Raw genomic sequence first — 17962 nt, 5'->3', positions numbered from 1 at the left:
TTTGTTTGTTCAATAATTCTACTTTTGCGAAATTAAATCAATATTTTTTTTGGTTGGCAGAAAATTATTTATACATTTGCCAAGCATTTAAAAAAACACAATCAAAATGTCTAATAACCGTTTTTATTTTAGCAATTCTTTTTATTTCTTCTTTAGGAAGTAAGGATTGTCTATGGTTATTTGAAAAATTAAGAAACAAATAAAACTAATATACAATCCTGATGAAAATCAGGATTTTTTTTTGAGTATTTATGAGTACAAAAATTGCAATACAAGGCATAAAAGGTTCTTTTCATCATCAGGTGGCGCAGGAATACTATTCTCAAGAAGTTGAGGTAGATGAGTGCATGTCGTTTGAAGAATTGGTGGACAGCGTTTTGTCTGGAAAATCCAATCAGGCAGTTATGGCAATCGAGAACTCTATTGCAGGGTCAATTATTCCAAATTATGCTTTGATTGACAAGAATAACTTGCACATTGTTGGGGAACATTATTTAAGTATTCATCAAAATTTAATGGCTCTCAAAGGTCAAAAAATAGAGGATATTCAGGAGGTTTATTCCCATCCAATGGCGTTGTTGCAATGTATGCAGTTTTTGAAAAAATACCCACACATAAAAATAGTTGAAGATAAAGATACAGCAGAAACAGCTAGAAGAATTCACGAAAAACAATTGACAGGAATTGCGGCTATTGCGAGTAAAACGGCTTCTGAAATGTATGATTTGGAGATTTTGGCTGCGGAAATTCAAACGATTAATAACAACATGACTCGTTTTGTTATTCTGAATAAAGAAGATCATTTTGTTGCTGAAAACGAAATTAACAGAGCTTCCATCAAGTTTGAATTGGATCATAAAAGAGGAAGTTTGGCGGCAATTCTGAATGTAATGAGTGATTGTAAATTGAATTTGACTAAAATTCAATCCTTGCCAAAAATAGAAACGCCTTGGAAATATTCGTTTTTTGTAGACGTTACTTTCGATAAATATGAAGACTATGCCAAAGCAAAATCTTTATTAGAAATTATGGCTGAATACTTCAAAGTATTGGGCGAATATAAAAATACAAAACCATGATTACAACAGCAAAACGTCTGGATATAGTGGAAGAATATTATTTCTCATCCAAATTGAGAGAAGTAAGACAATTGGCTTCCGAAGGGAAACCGATTATCAATATGGGAATTGGTAGCCCAGATTTAAAGCCTTCACAAGCAGTTATTGATGCAGTAGTTTTGGCGATGCAAGATGAAAATGCGCATCAATATCAAAGTTACCAAGGATTGCCAGAATTGAGAAGCAGTATGGCTGATTTCTACAAGAACAATTTTGGTGTTGACTTGAATCCAACTAATGAAATTTTGCCTTTGATGGGTTCCAAAGAAGGAATTATGCACATTTCAATGGCATTTTTGAATGAAGGAGATCAGGTTTTAATTCCAAATCCAGGATATCCAACTTATACTTCGGTTACGAATTTGGTAGGAGCGGTGCCGGTTTATTATGATTTGAAAGAAGTGAATAATTGGGAACCTGATTTTGAAGCTTTAGAAAAATTAGATTTATCGAAAGTAAAATTAATGTGGCTGGGTTATCCGCACATGCCGACAGGAGCGAGAGGAAGTATTGCTTTGTTCGAAAAATTGGTCGCTTTTGCCAAAAAACACAACATATTATTGATTAACGATAATCCGTATAGTTTTGTTTTGAATGACAATCCGATGAGCTTGCTGCAAGTAGAAGGTGCAAAAGACGTGGCTTTAGAATTAAATTCTTTGTCCAAAACCTTCAATATGGCAGGTTGGCGAGTAGGAATGGTTTTAGGAAATGCGGCTTGCATCGATGCCGTTTTGAAAGTGAAAAGTAATATGGACAGCGGAATGTTCTTCGGAATTCAAAAAGGAGCAATCGCAGCTTTGAAAAGCGATAAATCTTGGTTTGATTCGATGAATGCTATTTACAAAAGAAGAAGAGTTTTAACGGAACAATTAGCTGAAAAGTTAGGTTGTGAAGTATATGCAGCAGGTGTTGGATTATTTGTTTGGGCAAAATTACCAAACGGAATCACATCCGCAGAGAACTTCATCGATAAAATATTATACGAAAAATCAATTTTCATAACACCGGGAACAATTTTTGGTTCCAATGGAGAAGGTTATATCCGATTTGCACTTTGTGTAAAAGAGGAAAAAATACAAGAAGCAATAGATAGATTTTAGCAAATGAAAGTACATGTAATAGGAATAGGATTAATTGGCGGTTCGATGGTATTGGACATCAAATCACTACATCCTGATGCGACTATTTATGGAATTGACAACAACGAAAGTCATTTGGCAGAAGCCATTGCTTTAGGTGTTGTTGATAAAGCGGCTACATTCGATGATTTAGTAAATGCTGATTTCGTAATTGTTTCTGTTCCTGTGGATGTAGCATTAGTAGTTTTGCCAAAAGTGTTGGACGCTATTGGAGAAAATACCATCGTGATGGATGTAGGTTCTACTAAAACGCTTATTTGCGAAGCAGTAGTGAATCATCCAAGAAGGCGACATTTTATTGCAGCACATCCTATCGCAGGAACAGAATTTTCAGGTCCATCAGCGGCGATAAAGAACTTGTTTCAAGGAAAGACGAATATCATTTGCGAAGTTGAAAAAACAACTTTCAAGTTACAGGAAAAAGCTTTGGAACTGTTTAAAGAAATGGGAATGAGAATCCGTTACATGGATCCAAAATCACACGACAAACACATTGCTTATGTATCGCATTTGTCACATATCAGTTCGTTTATGCTTGGGAAAACAGTTATTGATAAAGAAAAACACGAGCAGGATATTTTTGATATGGCAGGTTCTGGATTTGAAAGCACCGTTCGTTTGGCCAAAAGTTCTCCAGCTATGTGGACACCTATTTTCAAACAGAATAAAAAGCAAGTCGTAAAAGGATTGGAAGAATATATCTCTAATTTGTCTCATTTTAAAGAATTATTAGAAAGTGATAATTACGATGCGATTTACAACGAAATGCAAAGCGTCAATAAAATAAAGGAAATATTAAACGGAATGCAAATAAAAAAGTAAGCAGTGGTCAGTCGCAGTTTACAGTAAATAAGAACAACACAAAAAAATAATAAAAAAGTAAATTTTAGAAAAGATGGAAAACAAGAAAGAAATGAGAAATTGGTTGAACGAATTCAATTTGTCTCATCCATTAGTGATAGCAGGACCTTGTAGTGCTGAAACAGAAGAGCAAGTATTAAAAATTGCTCACGAATTGAAAGATTCTGATGTAAGTGTTTTCAGAGCAGGAATTTGGAAACCAAGAACGCGTCCAGGAGGATTTGAAGGTGTTGGAGAAATTGGATTGAAATGGTTGAAAAAAGCTAAAGCAGAAACAGGAATGCTAATGGGAACAGAAGTTGCTACAGCTGCACACTGTAAATTGGCTTTAGAATATGATATCGATGTTCTATGGGTTGGTGCTCGTACAACTGCAAATCCATTTGCGGTTCAGGAGATTGCTGATACTTTAAAAGGAACTGATAAAATCGTTTTGATCAAAAATCCAGTAAATCCAGATATGGCTTTATGGTTGGGTGGTGTTGAGCGTTTGTATGCTGCTGGAATCGAAAAATTAGGAGTAATTCACAGAGGTTTTTCTACTTACGAAAAAACTAAATACAGAAACATTCCAGAATGGCAAATTGCTATCGAATTGCAAAATAAATTCCCAGACTTACCATTAATCATCGATCCATCACACATTACAGGAAACCGTAATATGATTCTTGAAGTAACGCAAGAAGCTTTGGATTTGAATTATGATGGTATGATTATCGAAACGCATATTGATCCAGACAACGCTTGGTCTGATGCTGCTCAACAAGTTACTCCAGACGCTTTGAAACAAATCTTAAAAGATTTGAAAATCAGAAATGTAAACGGTGATAGTGATTTTGAAAGCAAAATGACAAAATTAAGAGCAAACATCGATGTTTTGGATGCTAACTTATTGGATTTGTTAGGAAAAAGAATGAAAGTAGCTGACGAAATTGGTCAAGTAAAAAAAGACAATAATGTAGCTGTTCTTCAAAACAACCGTTGGAACGAAATCCAAGCAAAAATGATTGCTGAAGGTGGTAAAAAAGGATTGACAGAAGAATTTATCGTTAAATTATTCAAAGAAATTCACCAAGAAAGCATTGGTCACCAAGAAAAAGTATTGAACTCGTAATTTGATAAAATAATTGTTTTAAAAAAACCTACATTTCTCACAAGGAGTGTAGGTTTTTTTGTATCATTGCAGAAAATTAACCAACAAATAAAAAATGAAAAGTAGATTACAAATTATCTTTAGTACTTGTCTGTTACTCGTTAGTGTATTAAGTTTTGCACAAGAAAAGCAGATTTATGAAATATCTAATATGAAAGAAATTATTGGTACTCATAAAACAGTTGCCATCTTACCTTTTAATGCAACAATTGGTTATCGAAAATTGCCCAAAGACTTCGATGCGGCAGCAAATAAGGAAGCAGAATTAAAAATGGGATATGAAATGCAGTCAGGAATGTACACATATCTCCTGCGTAAAACATCTGATTATTCAACAACAGTTCAGGATGTTGAAAAAACAAATGCTTTGTTAAAAAAGAATGACTTGTTAGATAAGTTGGCGGAAACTTCACCAGAAGAATTGGCTAAAATTTTAGGTGTCGATGCTGTAATAAAATGTTCCTATGCTTATCAAAAAACAAAAAGCGAAGGTGGAGCAATAGCTTTAACTTTGCTAGTTGGTTTTGGCACAGGTAGCGTGGCAACTGGTGCATTGACTATGCAAATTAATGATGGTAAAAGCGGTGATTTGGTTTGGCGTTTTTACAAACAAATGGCAGAAGACGTAATGAGTTCTCCAAGTGCGATGATGGAAAGAATGATGCGAAAAGTAGGAAGAAATTTCCCTTATCAGAAATAGATAGACAGCTTTTATAATACCAATCCCTTTGATCAAAAGTCAAAGGGATTTTTATTTTTTTAGAATAACAAAAACCTCTCACTTTTAAACATTAAACGAAAAACAATCATTTATCTTTGCAAACAAATCTATAATCTGCAATCTGATATCTAAATTCTGAAAATGACAGGAACCGTTTATAAATCTACAGGAAGTTGGTACACCGTAAAATCCAATCAAGGCGATTTTATCGAATGCCGTATGAAAGGAAAATTCCGAATCAAAGGAATTAAAAGCACCAATCCAATTGCGGTGGGCGATGTAGTAGATTATGAACTCGAAGAAACTTCGGATACAGTTACAGGAACCATTCATAATATTCACGACAGGAAGAATTATATCGTTCGAAAATCGGTGAATTTGTCTCATCAAATGCATATTATTGCTTCAAATATTGATCGTGTTTTTCTCTTGGTAACCATCAATAATCCACCAACGACTTTCAACTTCATAGATCGATTTCTAGTAACTGCTGAAGCCTACGGAATCGAAACAATATTAGTTTTCAATAAAATAGACACTTTTGATGATGCTACATTAGACGAGCAATTGTATATGCAGCACGTGTATCAGGAAATTGGATACCAATGTTTGCGAGTTTCAGCAACAACTGGTAAAGGCGTAGAAGAATTAAAACAATTGATGATTGGAAAAGTCACGATGTTTTCAGGACATTCTGGGGTTGGGAAATCAACTTTGGTCAATGCTTTAGAACCTTCTTTGCATCTTAAAACCAAAACCATTTCCGAAGCTAGCAAGCAAGGACAACACACGACGACTTTTGCCGAAATGTATGATTTGAGTTTTGATGCTCGAATAATAGACACACCAGGAATCAAAGGTTTCGGAATTGTGGATATGGAAAAAGACGAAATTAGTGGTTATTTTCCAGAATTTTTCAAGTTGAAGGATCAATGCAAATTCAATAACTGCCTGCACAAAGAAGAACCACATTGCGCTATAAAAAAAGCTTTAGAAAAAGACGAAATCGCATGGTCACGCTACAATAGTTACCTTAAAATTCTCGAAGGCGACGATGAAAATTATCGTGTGGATTCATTTGAGGAAGACCGAAAAGCCAGTGATGAAACGAGGAAGTAGCGATCAGTATTCAGTATTTAGTGCTCATTTTTTTTACGTTTGTCATTCCGTAGGAATCTCATAAAATTTAGAGAATTATGAAAACCGTAATCCAAAGAGTTTCCTCTGCCTCCGTAACTATCGATGCTAAAATGGTTGCCGATATCCAAAAAGGATTATTGGTTTTAGTTGGAATTGAAGACGCCGATAGCCAAGAAGATATTGATTGGCTTTGCCAAAAAATTATAAATCTCCGCATTTTTGGGGATGAAAATGATGTAATGAACCTTTCGGTAAAAGATATAGCTGGCGATGTGATTGTGGTTTCTCAATTTACCCTTCAGGCCTCGACCAAAAAAGGAAATCGTCCTTCTTATATCAAAGCTTCAAAACCTGAAATTGCTATTCCTCTTTACGAGAATTTCGTTAAAAAATTAGAAACTGAATTAGGTAAAAAAGTGCAAACTGGAATTTTTGGAGCCGACATGAAAGTACAACTTTTAAACGATGGACCTGTTACTATAATTATGGATAGTAAAATTAAAAATTAACTTTTTTTATTCAGAATAATTCCTATATTTCTGAACTAAAAAAAAATCTATGCCATTTAAAAAAAATCTTCTTGTTTTTCTATTTTTTACCACAGTACTTTCTGCTCAAAAAGCAGCATATTCTACATTACTCCTTCCCGATAGTTTAAAGCAAAACGCCAATGCAGTGGTGCGTTTGAACCAAATAGATGTTCTTATTTCTTCGCAACGCAGTATGAATGTCAAAGAAAAAAGAGTGGTTACTGTTCTTAATGAAAAGGGACAAAATTCGATTGATGCTTACGAACATTATGACAAAAGAAGAAGCATTAAAAACATCCAAGCGATCATTTTGGATGCTTTTGGGAATGAAATCAAAAAAATAAAAAGAAAAGATTTTAGAGATCAAAGTGCCGTTGATGGGGGAATACTTTTTTCTGATGGAAGAGTTGTTTTTTTAGATTATACCCCAACCCAATATCCTTTTACGATTGTTTATGAAAGTGAAATCGAAACTTCTACAACGGCTTTCGTTCCACCATGGTTTCCGCTTGATGGTTATCTTTTAAGTATTGAAAGAAGCATCATAAATGTAACTTATCCAGAAAATTTGGGTTTCAAGAAAAAGGAATGCAATTTTTCTAATTTCAAAATAAAGAAAACGGTAGATACATCGACTCAATTATCTTATGAAGCCAACAATATTCTAGCCCAGAAATATGAGGATTACAGTCCTGATTTTACCAATATTTTCCCAAAAGTATTAATGGGATTGGAGTTTTTTAATCTTGAGGGTGTTGATGGAAGTGCAAAGACTTGGAAAGAATTTGGAAAATGGTGGTCTGACAAAGTTTTAGTTGGTACAGAAGAATTGCCAGAAGAAACTAAAATAAAAATGAAAGCTTTAGTTGGCAATGAAAATGATCCAATCAAGAAGGCTAAAATAATTTATAAATATGTTCAAGAAAAATCACGATATGTGGCTATTTCAGAGGGAATTGGTGGTTGGAGACCAATGCTTGTGAAAGATGTTGATCGATTGGGTTATGGCGATTGCAAGGCTTTGACTAATTACACAAAAGCCCTACTAAATGCAGTTGGTGTACCATCTTATTACACCAAATTATATGGGAGTAGAGATAAACAGAACATTGAAGCTGATTTTGTATCACAACAAGGAAACCATATTATTTTGACGATTCCTAACGGCGAAAATTATGTCTTTTTAGAATGTACCAGTCAAGATGATCCATTTGGATACCAAGCTAATTTTACCGATGATAGAGATGTTTTGGTTATAAAACCAGAGGGTGGAGAAATCATTAGAACCAAAAATTATGAGAACAAAGACAATTCTCAAATGGATAAAGGCAGCTATTCGTTAGACGAAAATGGTAATTTATCTGGGAAAATCACAATGGTTTCCGAAGGTTCACAATATGGTATGAAAGTTCGTGTTGAGAAAATGCAACCTACCGAAAAAGAGGCGTATTACAAAGAGTTTTGGGGGAATATCAGTAATTTAAGGATTGATAAAAGCGTGTTTTCTATTGATAAAGAAAAAGTAAGTTTTACTGAAAATATGGAAATTGCTGCCGAAAATTATGGTAAACTATCCAATGGTAAAATGATTTTTGTAGTGAATGCTTACAATCAATTTACAGAAAATATAAAACGAATTCGAAACCGAAAAACACCATTTGAAATTCAAAGAGGTTATTACGATACGGATGAAATCGAAATTAATTTGCCTTCAGGTTTTGCGATGGAATCTTTGCCACAAAATGTTGAATTGGATAGCAAATTCGGCGAATATAAAACAGAGATTGTAAAAAAAGACAATAACAATTTAGTTTACAAGCGTTCTATTCTTATCAAAAAAGGACTCTACAAAAATCTAGAATACGACGAATACCGCCTTTTTATGGAACAAATTGCTAGAAACGATAATGCTAAAATAATCCTAACCAAAAACCAATAAACCCAATGAAAATTAATCTACTCACTATTGTTTTATTGTTTTCTTTTTTTTCTAATTCTAATGCTCAAGATTTCAGAATCGGAAAAGTTTCTATGGCAGAATTAGAAGAAAAAGAACATCCAAAAGACCCAACCGCTACTGCTGCAATACTATTCAAAAAAGGGGAAGTTAAGTTTGTTTATACAGAAAGTGACGGTTTTCAGGTTGTTACCGAAGTAAAAACTCGAATCAAGATATACAAAAAAGAAGGTTATGATTGGGCAAATCAAGAGGTTCGTTATTATTTAGACAACAATATCAATGAGAATGTCTTTTTTTCGGATGCAGCAACCTACAATTTAGTTAACGGAAAAATTGAAAAGACAAAACTAAAAAGCGATGGTGAATTTATCGAAAAAATAAATAAATTTTGGGGACTCAAGAAAATTACCTTGCCTAATATCAAAGAGGGAGCGGTTATTGAATTTGCTTATACCATAAAAACAGGTATTGTTAGTTTCTTGAGAGATTGGGATTTTCAAACTAGCATTCCTGTAAATTATTCAGAGTTTACAACTTATATTCCAGAGTACTATGAATACAAAAGCAATCAAAAAGGGTTTGTTACCATTGCTAGAACTGTAGAAAAAAGTAGAGGTTCTATTATTATCAATAGTAAAGAAAGAACAGGAGGATTTGGGGGACCAGTCAAAACAGAATTTTCACAAGACAAGATTGAATTTTCAGAAACTAAAACAAATTATCTAGTCAAAGATTTGCCAGCGATGAAAGATGAAGCTTTTGTGAATAATATTGATAATTATACTTCGAGTATTTCTCACGAATTGTCTTTGAGTAATTTTCCAGGCACACCAATAAAGTATTATTCTACAGATTGGGCTTCGGTTGTGAAAACCATTTATGAGTATAGCGACTTTGGTAATGAACTCAATAAAACAGGTTATTTCGAAGAAGATATTACTAAATTATTAAATGGACTTAATACCCAAAACGAAAGAGTTTCTACTGTTTTTAATTATGTAAAAAACAATGTTAAATGGAATAATTTAAGAGGATATTCTTGTGATGAAGGTGTAAAAACGGCCTATAAAAATAAAACAGGTAACACCGCCGAAATCAATTTGATGTTAACTGCTATGTTGCGTTTTGCGGGGTTCAATGCCAATCCAGTTCTAGTAAGTACACGCGATAACGGAATTACATTTTTTCCAAGTCGAACCGCTTTTAATGGTGTGATTGCCGCTGTAGAAACGCCAGAAGGAATGATATTGCTAGATGCTACCGAAAAATATTCAGAGCCTAATGTTTTGCCTTTTAGAGATTTAAACTGGGTAGGACGTTTGATTCGTAAAGATGGTACATCGACCGAAGTAGATTTAATGCCTAAAGCACTCTCTAGAGAAGTGACCAATATGAGTTTAGAATTAAAAACTGATGGAACTGCAACAGGAAAAATAAGAAACCAGTTTACCAATCACGAAGCTTTGAAATTTAGAAAAGCAAATTTAGGCTTAACAACCGAAAGTTATTTAGAAAAACTAGAGACCAACAATAACGATATTGAAGTTAGTGATTATGCTCGAGAAAATGACTTGGATTTGTCTCAACCTATGGTAGAAACCTTTGCATTCAAAGACACGAAAGATATCGAAATTATTGATGGTAAAATTTATGTTTCACCACTCTTGTTTTTAGTTACTAAAGAGAATCCGTTCAAGCAAGAAGTCAGAGAATATCCTGTTGATTTTGGCTATCCAAAACAAGAAAAGTATAATATCAACATTAATATTCCCGAAGGATATGTTGTAGAGTCAATGCCTGTTGGGATTAATATCGGAACAGGTGAAAATGTTGGAAGTTTTAAATATATGATTGCAAATTCAGCAAATAGTATTCAAATTGTAATTAATAAAGACATTAATACCGCAATTGTTCAAGCTGATTTTTATCCCGTTCTCAAAGATTTTTATAAGCAAATAATTGATAAACAAAACGAAAAAATAGTTTTAAAGAAAATATAATAACATGAAAGTAAGATTAATATCGATTCTATTGTTTGTCATCTTTTTTTCGAATGCGAATGCTCAAAAATTAGAGTTAGGAAAGGTTTCTGTTGTAGAGTTAGAAGAAAAAAAACATCCAAAAGATACAACTGCTGCCGCTGCAATATTGTTCAACAAAGCCAGAACCTATTTTAGTTATGATGCTAAAAATGGTTTTAGTATTCATACAGAAAACACTTTTAGAATAAAAATTTATAAAAAAGAAGGGCTTAATTGGGCCAATCGCAAAGTGGCTTATCGTATCGGTTATGAAAAAGGGAATAACGATATGGTAGAATTTGACGATTGTGTGACTTACAATCTTGAAAATGGAAAAATTATTAAAACGAAATTGAATAGCGAAGGAAGTTTCAAAACCAACGTAAATCAATATTGGAAAGAAGCTTCTATAACAATGCCAAATGTAAAAGTAGGTTCAGTTATAGAATTCAAATACGTTTTAAAGTCAGAGAACATACTGAAGTTTCCTGATTTTAATTTTCAGCAAGACATACCGGTTAATTATGCAGAATATCAAACTGAAATACCAGGATTCTTCACTTACAAAGCCATTAAAAAGGGTTTTTTAGAGTTGGCTTTAGATTCAAAAATTGTTAGAGGCAATCTAATTTTTAATAATAAATACGATCAATCAAGATCCGAATCAGTCAATTTTGAACAAGCTAACAATAAGTATGTCGCAAAGGATATTCCTGCTCTAAAAGAAGAACCTTTTGTAGATAATATCGAAAATTATCGGTTGTCTATTTTTCATGAATTAGAGAAAGAAAAGTTTAATGACGAACCGTTAAAAGATTATTCCGTCACTTGGGAAGGTGTTGCCAAAAGGATTTATGAAGATAAAGATTTTGGAACGGAACTAAAAGAGAGAAAATATATTGATCTAGATTTAGCGAAGATTCTAAAAAATGAGGAGACAGAAATAGAGAAGATGGAAGTCGTTTTTAAATTTGTACAAAATAAAATGAATTGGAACGGTCAAAAAGGCTATTATACAGACAAGGGTGTAAAGCAAGCATATCTGGATGGAATTGGAAATGCGGCCGAAATCAATTTTATTTTAATGGCAATGCTCAATCGATCAGGGATTAAAGCCGAACCAGTATTAACCAGTACACTAGAGCACGGAATTCCTGTTTATCCAAACAGAACCGTTTTTAATTATGTTATAGCTGCTGTGGAAATAGATGGGAAAACAATTTTACTCGATGCAACAAATAAATATACGACTCAAAATATTTTGCCCCTATATGCCTTAAATTGGAGAGGACGATTAATAAGAGAAGATGGTAGCTCTACGGAAATTAAACTAGAACCTAATTCAGTGTCCAAAAAAGCCATAAACATGATGGTAAATATTGATGCAAAGGGAAAATTATCTGGGAATTATAAAATAATAAGAACAGATTATGATGCTTTTTCTTTTAGACAAGAATATTCGGGAATAAACAAAGAAAATTATCTCGAAAAAGTAGAAGAAAATATATCAGGACTTGAAATCACAGACTACACAATCAATAATCTTAATAATTTATCAGAGCCAATTGTAGAAAATTTTATCTTTACCACCGATAATCAATGTGAGATTATTGGCGATAAGATGTATATTAATCCAAGGCTTTTTTTCTCACAATCCAAGAATCCTTTAGTTCAGGAAAAAAGAGAATTCCCCATTTATTTTGGTTATCCTGATCAAGATAGATTTAATATCAATATAGATATTCCCACGGGCTACACAGTTGAGTCTTTACCCAAACCAATAAAAATTCAAACAGGAGATAATATAGGATCATTTGTCTTTAATTGCGCCGCTTCAGATAATAAAATTCAAATTGTGATTGTAAAAGAGATTAACCAACAACTAGTGTCTTCTGATTTTTATGATGTCTTGAAGTCATTTTACAAGCAAATGATTGATAAGCAAACCGAAAAAATAGTTTTAAAGAAAATATAATATGAATTTAAAAAACGCCCAACTAGACGTAGATACTTGGATAAAAGAACACGGTGTTCGCTACTTCAACGAACTGACCAATATGGCTCAACTTACGGAAGAAGTAGGCGAAGTAGCTCGAATCATCGCCCGTCGTTATGGCGAACAATCCGAAAAAGAAAGCGATAAAAACAAAGACCTTGGCGAAGAACTAGCCGACGTGGTTTTCGTGGTTTTATGCTTGGCAAACCAAACTGGAATCGATTTGCAAGCCGCTTTTGACAAAAAAATGGATTTGAAATCCGTTAGAGACAAAGACCGTCACAAGAACAACGAAAAACTCAAATAATTATGAATTGTAAATTGTGAGTTGTAAATTGCGCCTCCAAAAAAGCAACAAAACTTTGCGCCATTGCGTCTTGGCGGTAAAACTATAATTAGAAAATGAATTTACAACTACAATCTGCAATCTGCAATCTGCAATCTGCAATCTCAATAACGGGTTCTAAAAGTGAAACCAACAGACTATTATTATTACAGGCTTTGTTTCCGAATATTAGTTTAGCCAATACTTCCAATTCTGATGACAGCGAAGTAATGCAAAAAGCATTAAAAGGGAATCAAGAAATTGTAGATATTCATCATGCAGGAACGGCAATGCGTTTTCTTACCGCTTATTTTGCTGTAAATGAAAGTCGTGAAGTAGTTTTGACAGGTTCACAAAGAATGACTGAAAGACCAATAAAAGTTTTGGTAGAAGCTTTGCAACAATTAGGAGCGCAAATTTCTTATGAGAAAGAAGAAGGTTATCCGCCAATTCGAATCAAAGGACAAAAAATCACGGCAAATAAAGTAAGTATTCCAGCTAATGTAAGTAGTCAATACATTTCGGCCTTGTTGCTAGTAGCTCCAAAGTTAGAAAATGGAATTGAATTGACTTTGGTGGGCGAAATCACTTCTATTCCATATATCAAAATGACTTTGGCTTTGTTGAATGACTTGAACATTGAAACCAGTTTTGAAGGCAATGTCATCAATGTATATCCAAAACAAGAAGTTGAAACAAAAGTAATGACAGTAGAATCCGACTGGAGTTCAGCATCTTACTTTTTTAGTTTGGCGTCTTTGTCAGATGAAGCATCTATAAGTATCAGCAGTTATAAAGAAACGAGTTTGCAAGGAGATTCAGCTTTGGTACAATTGTATTCGGAAATGGGAATAGAATCGAAGTTCGAAAACAATCAATTGACATTAACTAAACAATCAAATTTCACGCTGAAAGATGTGACTTTCGATTTGAATAATACGCCAGATATAGCCCAAACTATTGTAGTAACTTGTCTTGGATTAGGAATTGGTTGTCATTTGACAGGACTTCATACCTTGAAAATAAAAGAAACCGACAGATTAGAAGCACTTCGAATTGAATTGACAAAATTAGGAGCTAACATTTCAGTAACAAATGAGAGTTTAACGCTTGTAGCTTCAAAAGATATAAATCATAATGTGAAAATTGCTACTTATAACGACCATAGAATGGCAATGGCATTCGCACCATTAGCTTTAAAAGTGCCAATTATTATCGAAAACGCCGAGGTAGTTTCAAAATCCTATCCTGATTTTTGGACGGATTTGAAAAAATTAGGTTTCAAAATTTCTGAAATATAAAACTTTGTGACTTGGCGTCATTAGGGCGAAATGGAAAATAAACTCCAAAACACTTGACAACGCCTATCTCACAATCGTATATTTGCAAACTGAATTTTAAATGTTTGAGGAAAACAACCTTGAACTTTTAAACTTTTAAACTTTTAAACCTCTTTAAATGAAATTATCACATTTTCAATTCAATTTACCAAAAGAACTTCTTGCAGAATACCCAGCCGAAAACAGAGACGAATCTCGTTTGATGGTAATTGATCGCAAAAAAGGAACTATAGAACACAAAATGTTCAAAGACGTTATCGAATATTTTGATGAAGGCGATGTTATGATTCTTAATAACACCAAAGTTTTTCCAGCACGTTTATACGGAAATAAAGAAAAAACGGGTGCTAGAATCGAAGTTTTCTTGTTGAGAGAATTAAATGCAGAACAAAGACTTTGGGATGTATTGGTAGATCCAGCACGTAAAATCAGAATTGGAAACAAATTATACTTTGGTGATGACGATTCATTAGTGGCCGAAGTAATTGACAATACTACCTCTCGTGGAAGAACATTACGTTTCTTGTATGACGGTTCGTATGAAGAATTCAGAAATAAATTGACAGAATTAGGAGAAACTCCAATTCCAAAATATATCAATAGAGACGTAACTCCAGAAGATGCGGATCGTTACCAAACCATTTATGCCAAAGAAGAAGGAGCTGTTGCAGCACCAACTGCTGGTTTGCACTTTTCTAAACATTTGTTGAAAAGACTGGAAATTAAAGGGGTGAAATTTGCAGAAGTAACACTTCACGTAGGTTTAGGAACTTTTAATCCAGTTGAGGTGGAAGATTTATCTAAACACAAAATGGATTCAGAAGAGTTGAAAATTACTCAAGAAGCCTGTGATGTTGTGAACGAAGCTAAAGGGAAAAGAAAACGCATTTGTGCTGTAGGAACAACTTCTATGCGTGCGATTGAAAGTTCGGTTTCTTCACAAAGAACCTTAAATCCGTTTGATGGTTGGACTAATAAATTTATTTTTCCTCCACACGATTTTAGTGTAGCGACTTGTATGATTACTAACTTTCACACACCAAAATCAACTTTATTAATGATGATTTCTGCTTTTTGTGGACACGATTTGATGAAGAAAGCGTATGAAGAAGCAATCAAAGAAGAATATAAATTTTACTCTTATGGCGATGCGATGTTAATCATCTAATTAACTATAAAAGGAATTAATTCACTAAATCTCGTCAGCAATGGCGAGATTTTTTTGTATAATACGTCTTCTGTTAATTTTGTAACTTATATCCAGAATTGTATAATAAGAATCAAGGAAACATGGTTTTACTTTGAATTATTAACTTAAATTTTCTAAATCATGAAAACGCTATCCCTTACATTTATGATATTGCTATTTATTTCTTGTCAAAACCAACAAAAGGTTGATGTAGAGAAAGTAAAAAAAGCCACCATAGATTCTATGAAAATAGAAATTGCAAAACAGAAAACTATTGATTCAATGCAATTGGAAATAACAAAAATCCAAGAAGAAAAAGAACTTCCGCAAAATGTAACGGTAGTCAATCAGCCAGCAACAACTGCGGCAACTCCTGCTAAAAAGAAAGGTTGGAGCGGCACGGCAAAAGGAGCTGTAATCGGAGCAGGTGTGGGTGCGGCAACTGGAGCAATTGTTAGTAAGAAAAAAGGACAGGGAGCCATAATTGGTGGTCTTGTTGGTGCTGGAGTTGGCGCAGGGACAGGAGCAATTATCGATGATAGTAAAAAATAAAAAACAACGCATCTTGTCTTGATTTATAAATCAAGACAAGATGCGTTGTATCTTTAAAAATTATTTACGTAGCAGTTTGTTCAAAACGCTAAAGGCTCCACGAATAAAAGTAGCACTCGTCAATACTTTCAGTACTGATTTTGTTACTGTTTCAGTAGTTTTGCTAGTTTGTTTTTCCTCTTTTTCGGTCGCTTTTTCGTCTTCCTGTTGAGCAACTTCTTCTTCTACAGCTGCAATTTTTTTATTCAACATTTCATAAGCACTTTCACGGTCAATAAGTTCGCTGTATTTTTTGACCAATTTCGATTTGTTATTGATTTCCTGAATTTCGCTTTCTGTCAAAATATCCATTCTACTCATTGGTGCTCGTAACATGGTTGCGGCTAGTGGAGTAGGAGTTCCTTTTTCACTCAAGGCTGTAACTAATGCTTCGCCAATTCCTAGACTAGTCAATAATTCGTCTGTTTTATAATAATCAGAAGACGGATAATTATCTGCCGTTTGCTTGATGGCTTGACGATCGTTGGCAGTAAATGCTCTTAAAGCGTGTTGGATTTTTAAGCCTAATTGTGCCAAAACTCCACTCGGAACATCCATTGGATTTTGGGTAATAAAATAAATACCAACACCTTTGGAACGAATCAATTTTACGATGGTTTCAATTTGTTCTAGCAAAGTTTTACTAGCTTCTTTAAAAATTAAATGCGCTTCATCAATAAAAATCACTAATTCGGGTTGGTCAGCATCTCCTTTTTCAGGCATTTGTTGGTATATTTCAGCTAGTAAACTCAACATGAAAGTTGAAAATAGTTTGGGCTTGTCTTGAATATCGTTCAAACGAATGATATTAATGTATCCTTTTCCGTTTTCGTCAATACGCATTAAGTCATCAATATCGAATGACATTTCGCCAAAAAACAAATCGGCTCCTTGTTGCTCGAGTTCAATTATTTTACGCAAAATTGTTCCAGTTGTAGATGTTGAAATCTTGCCATAGCTTTCTTCAATTTCAGCCTTCCCTTCTTCGGTAATATAGTTGATTACTTTTTTGATGTCTTTTAAATCCAAAAGAGCCATCTTGTTATCGTCACAGTATTTAAAAATTATCGAGATAACTCCTGCTTGCGTATCATTCAAGTCAAGAATTCTCGAAAATAATACAGGACCAAATTCCGAAATAGTAGATCGCAATCGAACGCCATTTTGTTCGGACAAACTCATTAGTTCTACTGGAAAAGCCGATACATTATAAGGTATATTAATTTTGGTATGTCTTTCTGTGATAAAAGACTTCTCTTCTCCTTCTTTGGCAATACCACTAAAATCTCCTTTGATGTCCATCATTAGAACGGGAATTCCAAATGAGGACAATTGTTCAGAAAGTACTTGAATAGTTTTAGTTTTACCTGCTCCAGTAGCTCCAGCAATTAGTCCGTGACGGTTTAAAGTTTTTAGAGGAATTTTTATATGAGCATCACCTATAACATCTCCGTCGAGCAACGCACTGCCCAGAACTATGCTTTCTCCTTTTGAAATATAGCCGTCGTTTATGTGTTTTGCAAAGTTTTCTTTAGTGTTCATCTTTAAATTGGATTAAAATTAATGGCAAGATATTGAATTTTTTCTCACTTTTTAAAGAAGTTCAAGTGTTAAAAAAATAATTTTTCATAATGAAAAAAATAAAACATTTAATTGTGGTTACTTTAAAAAAATAGTTAAAAGAACCCTTATTTATGTGGTATTGATGCGGTTTTTTCTGTAAAACCTGTGATTTAGATAAAGTTTTTGATTTTTATTCAAAAACGTAAAAAATTCAAAATTAAATCAAAGTTAAATTAATTGGAATATTAGCGAAAAAAATTTTTTTATTTGAACTAAAAATATAAATTTGCTCCTCAACAAAAGTTTATTATA

General features: G+C 33.6%; 15 protein-coding genes. 14 read left to right on the top strand and 1 reads right to left on the bottom strand.

The features are described 5' to 3' along the window. Nucleotides 1-251 precede the first annotated feature (251 nt). From OZP15_RS15970 to OZP15_RS15905, 14 genes are all read left to right on the top strand, one after another. Complete coding sequence (locus tag OZP15_RS15970; RefSeq protein WP_269226422.1) at nt 252-1079, top strand: prephenate dehydratase; 828 nt, start codon at nt 252-254, stop codon at nt 1077-1079. Continuing rightward, the gene (locus tag OZP15_RS15965; protein ID WP_269226421.1) at nt 1076-2221 is read left to right on the top strand and encodes a pyridoxal phosphate-dependent aminotransferase; all 1146 of its coding nucleotides are present in this window, start codon (nt 1076-1078) and stop codon (nt 2219-2221) included. Before OZP15_RS15970 ends, OZP15_RS15965 begins: the two co-directional genes overlap by 4 nt. Nucleotides 2222-2224: 3 nt before the next feature. Continuing rightward, nucleotides 2225-3082 carry a prephenate dehydrogenase gene (locus OZP15_RS15960; RefSeq protein ID WP_281336619.1) on the top strand — a complete coding sequence of 286 codons (858 nt, stop codon included), beginning with the start codon at nt 2225-2227 and terminating at the stop codon, nt 3080-3082. A 73-nt stretch (nt 3083-3155) separates the two neighbouring features. After that, complete coding sequence (locus OZP15_RS15955) at nt 3156-4235, top strand: bifunctional 3-deoxy-7-phosphoheptulonate synthase/chorismate mutase type II (protein ID WP_281336618.1); 1080 nt, start codon at nt 3156-3158, stop codon at nt 4233-4235. A 94-nt stretch (nt 4236-4329) separates the two neighbouring features. Continuing rightward, nucleotides 4330-4974: a hypothetical protein gene (locus tag OZP15_RS15950; protein ID WP_269226419.1), complete on the top strand. Its 645-nt coding sequence runs from the start codon at nt 4330-4332 to the stop codon at nt 4972-4974. A 162-nt stretch (nt 4975-5136) separates the two neighbouring features. Continuing rightward, nucleotides 5137-6114, top strand: coding sequence for a ribosome small subunit-dependent GTPase A (rsgA, locus tag OZP15_RS15945; protein ID WP_269226418.1), 978 nt, complete (start codon nt 5137-5139; stop codon nt 6112-6114). Nucleotides 6115-6191: 77 nt separating this feature from the next. Then, nucleotides 6192-6644 (top strand): D-aminoacyl-tRNA deacylase, encoded by a 453-nt coding sequence (gene dtd, locus OZP15_RS15940; RefSeq protein WP_269226417.1) that lies wholly within the window; start codon nt 6192-6194, stop codon nt 6642-6644. Between the two features lie 49 nt (nt 6645-6693). Next, nucleotides 6694-8604: a DUF3858 domain-containing protein gene (locus tag OZP15_RS15935; RefSeq protein WP_281336617.1), complete on the top strand. Its 1911-nt coding sequence runs from the start codon at nt 6694-6696 to the stop codon at nt 8602-8604. 5 nt (nt 8605-8609) lie between these two features. Continuing rightward, nucleotides 8610-10625, top strand: coding sequence for a DUF3858 domain-containing protein (locus OZP15_RS15930; protein ID WP_281336616.1), 2016 nt, complete (start codon nt 8610-8612; stop codon nt 10623-10625). 4 nt (nt 10626-10629) lie between these two features. Continuing rightward, nucleotides 10630-12621 (top strand): DUF3858 domain-containing protein, encoded by a 1992-nt coding sequence (locus tag OZP15_RS15925; RefSeq protein ID WP_281336615.1) that lies wholly within the window; start codon nt 10630-10632, stop codon nt 12619-12621. A gap of 1 nt (nt 12622) precedes the next feature. Continuing rightward, nucleotides 12623-12949, top strand: coding sequence for a nucleotide pyrophosphohydrolase (locus OZP15_RS15920; protein ID WP_035661076.1), 327 nt, complete (start codon nt 12623-12625; stop codon nt 12947-12949). Nucleotides 12950-13044: 95 nt separating this feature from the next. Continuing rightward, nucleotides 13045-14268 carry a 3-phosphoshikimate 1-carboxyvinyltransferase gene (gene aroA, locus OZP15_RS15915; RefSeq protein ID WP_269226412.1) on the top strand — a complete coding sequence of 408 codons (1224 nt, stop codon included), beginning with the start codon at nt 13045-13047 and terminating at the stop codon, nt 14266-14268. A 157-nt stretch (nt 14269-14425) separates the two neighbouring features. Next, nucleotides 14426-15475, top strand: a complete 1050-nt coding sequence (queA, locus tag OZP15_RS15910; protein WP_281336614.1) for a tRNA preQ1(34) S-adenosylmethionine ribosyltransferase-isomerase QueA — start codon at nt 14426-14428, stop codon at nt 15473-15475. A gap of 162 nt (nt 15476-15637) precedes the next feature. Beyond that, nucleotides 15638-16048: a YMGG-like glycine zipper-containing protein gene (locus tag OZP15_RS15905; RefSeq protein WP_281336613.1), complete on the top strand. Its 411-nt coding sequence runs from the start codon at nt 15638-15640 to the stop codon at nt 16046-16048. A 60-nt stretch (nt 16049-16108) separates the two neighbouring features. Here the strand turns inward: OZP15_RS15905 and OZP15_RS15900 are convergent, their stop codons facing one another. Beyond that, a complete protein-coding gene (locus OZP15_RS15900) occupies nt 16109-17629 on the bottom strand; it encodes a helicase HerA-like domain-containing protein (protein ID WP_281336612.1) in 1521 nt (506 codons plus the stop codon). Nucleotides 17630-17962: the final 333 nt, after the last annotated feature.

The organism is Flavobacterium eburneipallidum, from assembly GCF_027111355.2.
GTDB classification, from domain to species: domain Bacteria; phylum Bacteroidota; class Bacteroidia; order Flavobacteriales; family Flavobacteriaceae; genus Flavobacterium; species Flavobacterium eburneipallidum.
The sequence above is the reverse complement of the archived record's forward strand: the minus strand, read 5'-3'. Positions and strand labels throughout refer to the sequence as shown.

Coding starts and splice junctions, on each gene's coding strand:
- OZP15_RS15970 (WP_269226422.1), top strand. CDS start 252: ATGAGTACAAAAATTGCAATACAAGGCATAAAAGGTTCTTTTCATCAT.
- OZP15_RS15965 (WP_269226421.1), top strand. CDS start 1,076: ATGATTACAACAGCAAAACGTCTGGATATAGTGGAAGAATATTATTTC.
- OZP15_RS15960 (WP_281336619.1), top strand. CDS start 2,225: ATGAAAGTACATGTAATAGGAATAGGATTAATTGGCGGTTCGATGGTA.
- OZP15_RS15955 (WP_281336618.1), top strand. CDS start 3,156: ATGGAAAACAAGAAAGAAATGAGAAATTGGTTGAACGAATTCAATTTG.
- OZP15_RS15950 (WP_269226419.1), top strand. CDS start 4,330: ATGAAAAGTAGATTACAAATTATCTTTAGTACTTGTCTGTTACTCGTT.
- rsgA (WP_269226418.1), top strand. CDS start 5,137: ATGACAGGAACCGTTTATAAATCTACAGGAAGTTGGTACACCGTAAAA.
- dtd (WP_269226417.1), top strand. CDS start 6,192: ATGAAAACCGTAATCCAAAGAGTTTCCTCTGCCTCCGTAACTATCGAT.
- OZP15_RS15935 (WP_281336617.1), top strand. CDS start 6,694: ATGCCATTTAAAAAAAATCTTCTTGTTTTTCTATTTTTTACCACAGTA.
- OZP15_RS15930 (WP_281336616.1), top strand. CDS start 8,610: ATGAAAATTAATCTACTCACTATTGTTTTATTGTTTTCTTTTTTTTCT.
- OZP15_RS15925 (WP_281336615.1), top strand. CDS start 10,630: ATGAAAGTAAGATTAATATCGATTCTATTGTTTGTCATCTTTTTTTCG.
- OZP15_RS15920 (WP_035661076.1), top strand. CDS start 12,623: ATGAATTTAAAAAACGCCCAACTAGACGTAGATACTTGGATAAAAGAA.
- aroA (WP_269226412.1), top strand. CDS start 13,045: ATGAATTTACAACTACAATCTGCAATCTGCAATCTGCAATCTGCAATC.
- queA (WP_281336614.1), top strand. CDS start 14,426: ATGAAATTATCACATTTTCAATTCAATTTACCAAAAGAACTTCTTGCA.
- OZP15_RS15905 (WP_281336613.1), top strand. CDS start 15,638: ATGAAAACGCTATCCCTTACATTTATGATATTGCTATTTATTTCTTGT.
- OZP15_RS15900 (WP_281336612.1), bottom strand. CDS start 17,629: ATGAACACTAAAGAAAACTTTGCAAAACACATAAACGACGGCTATATT.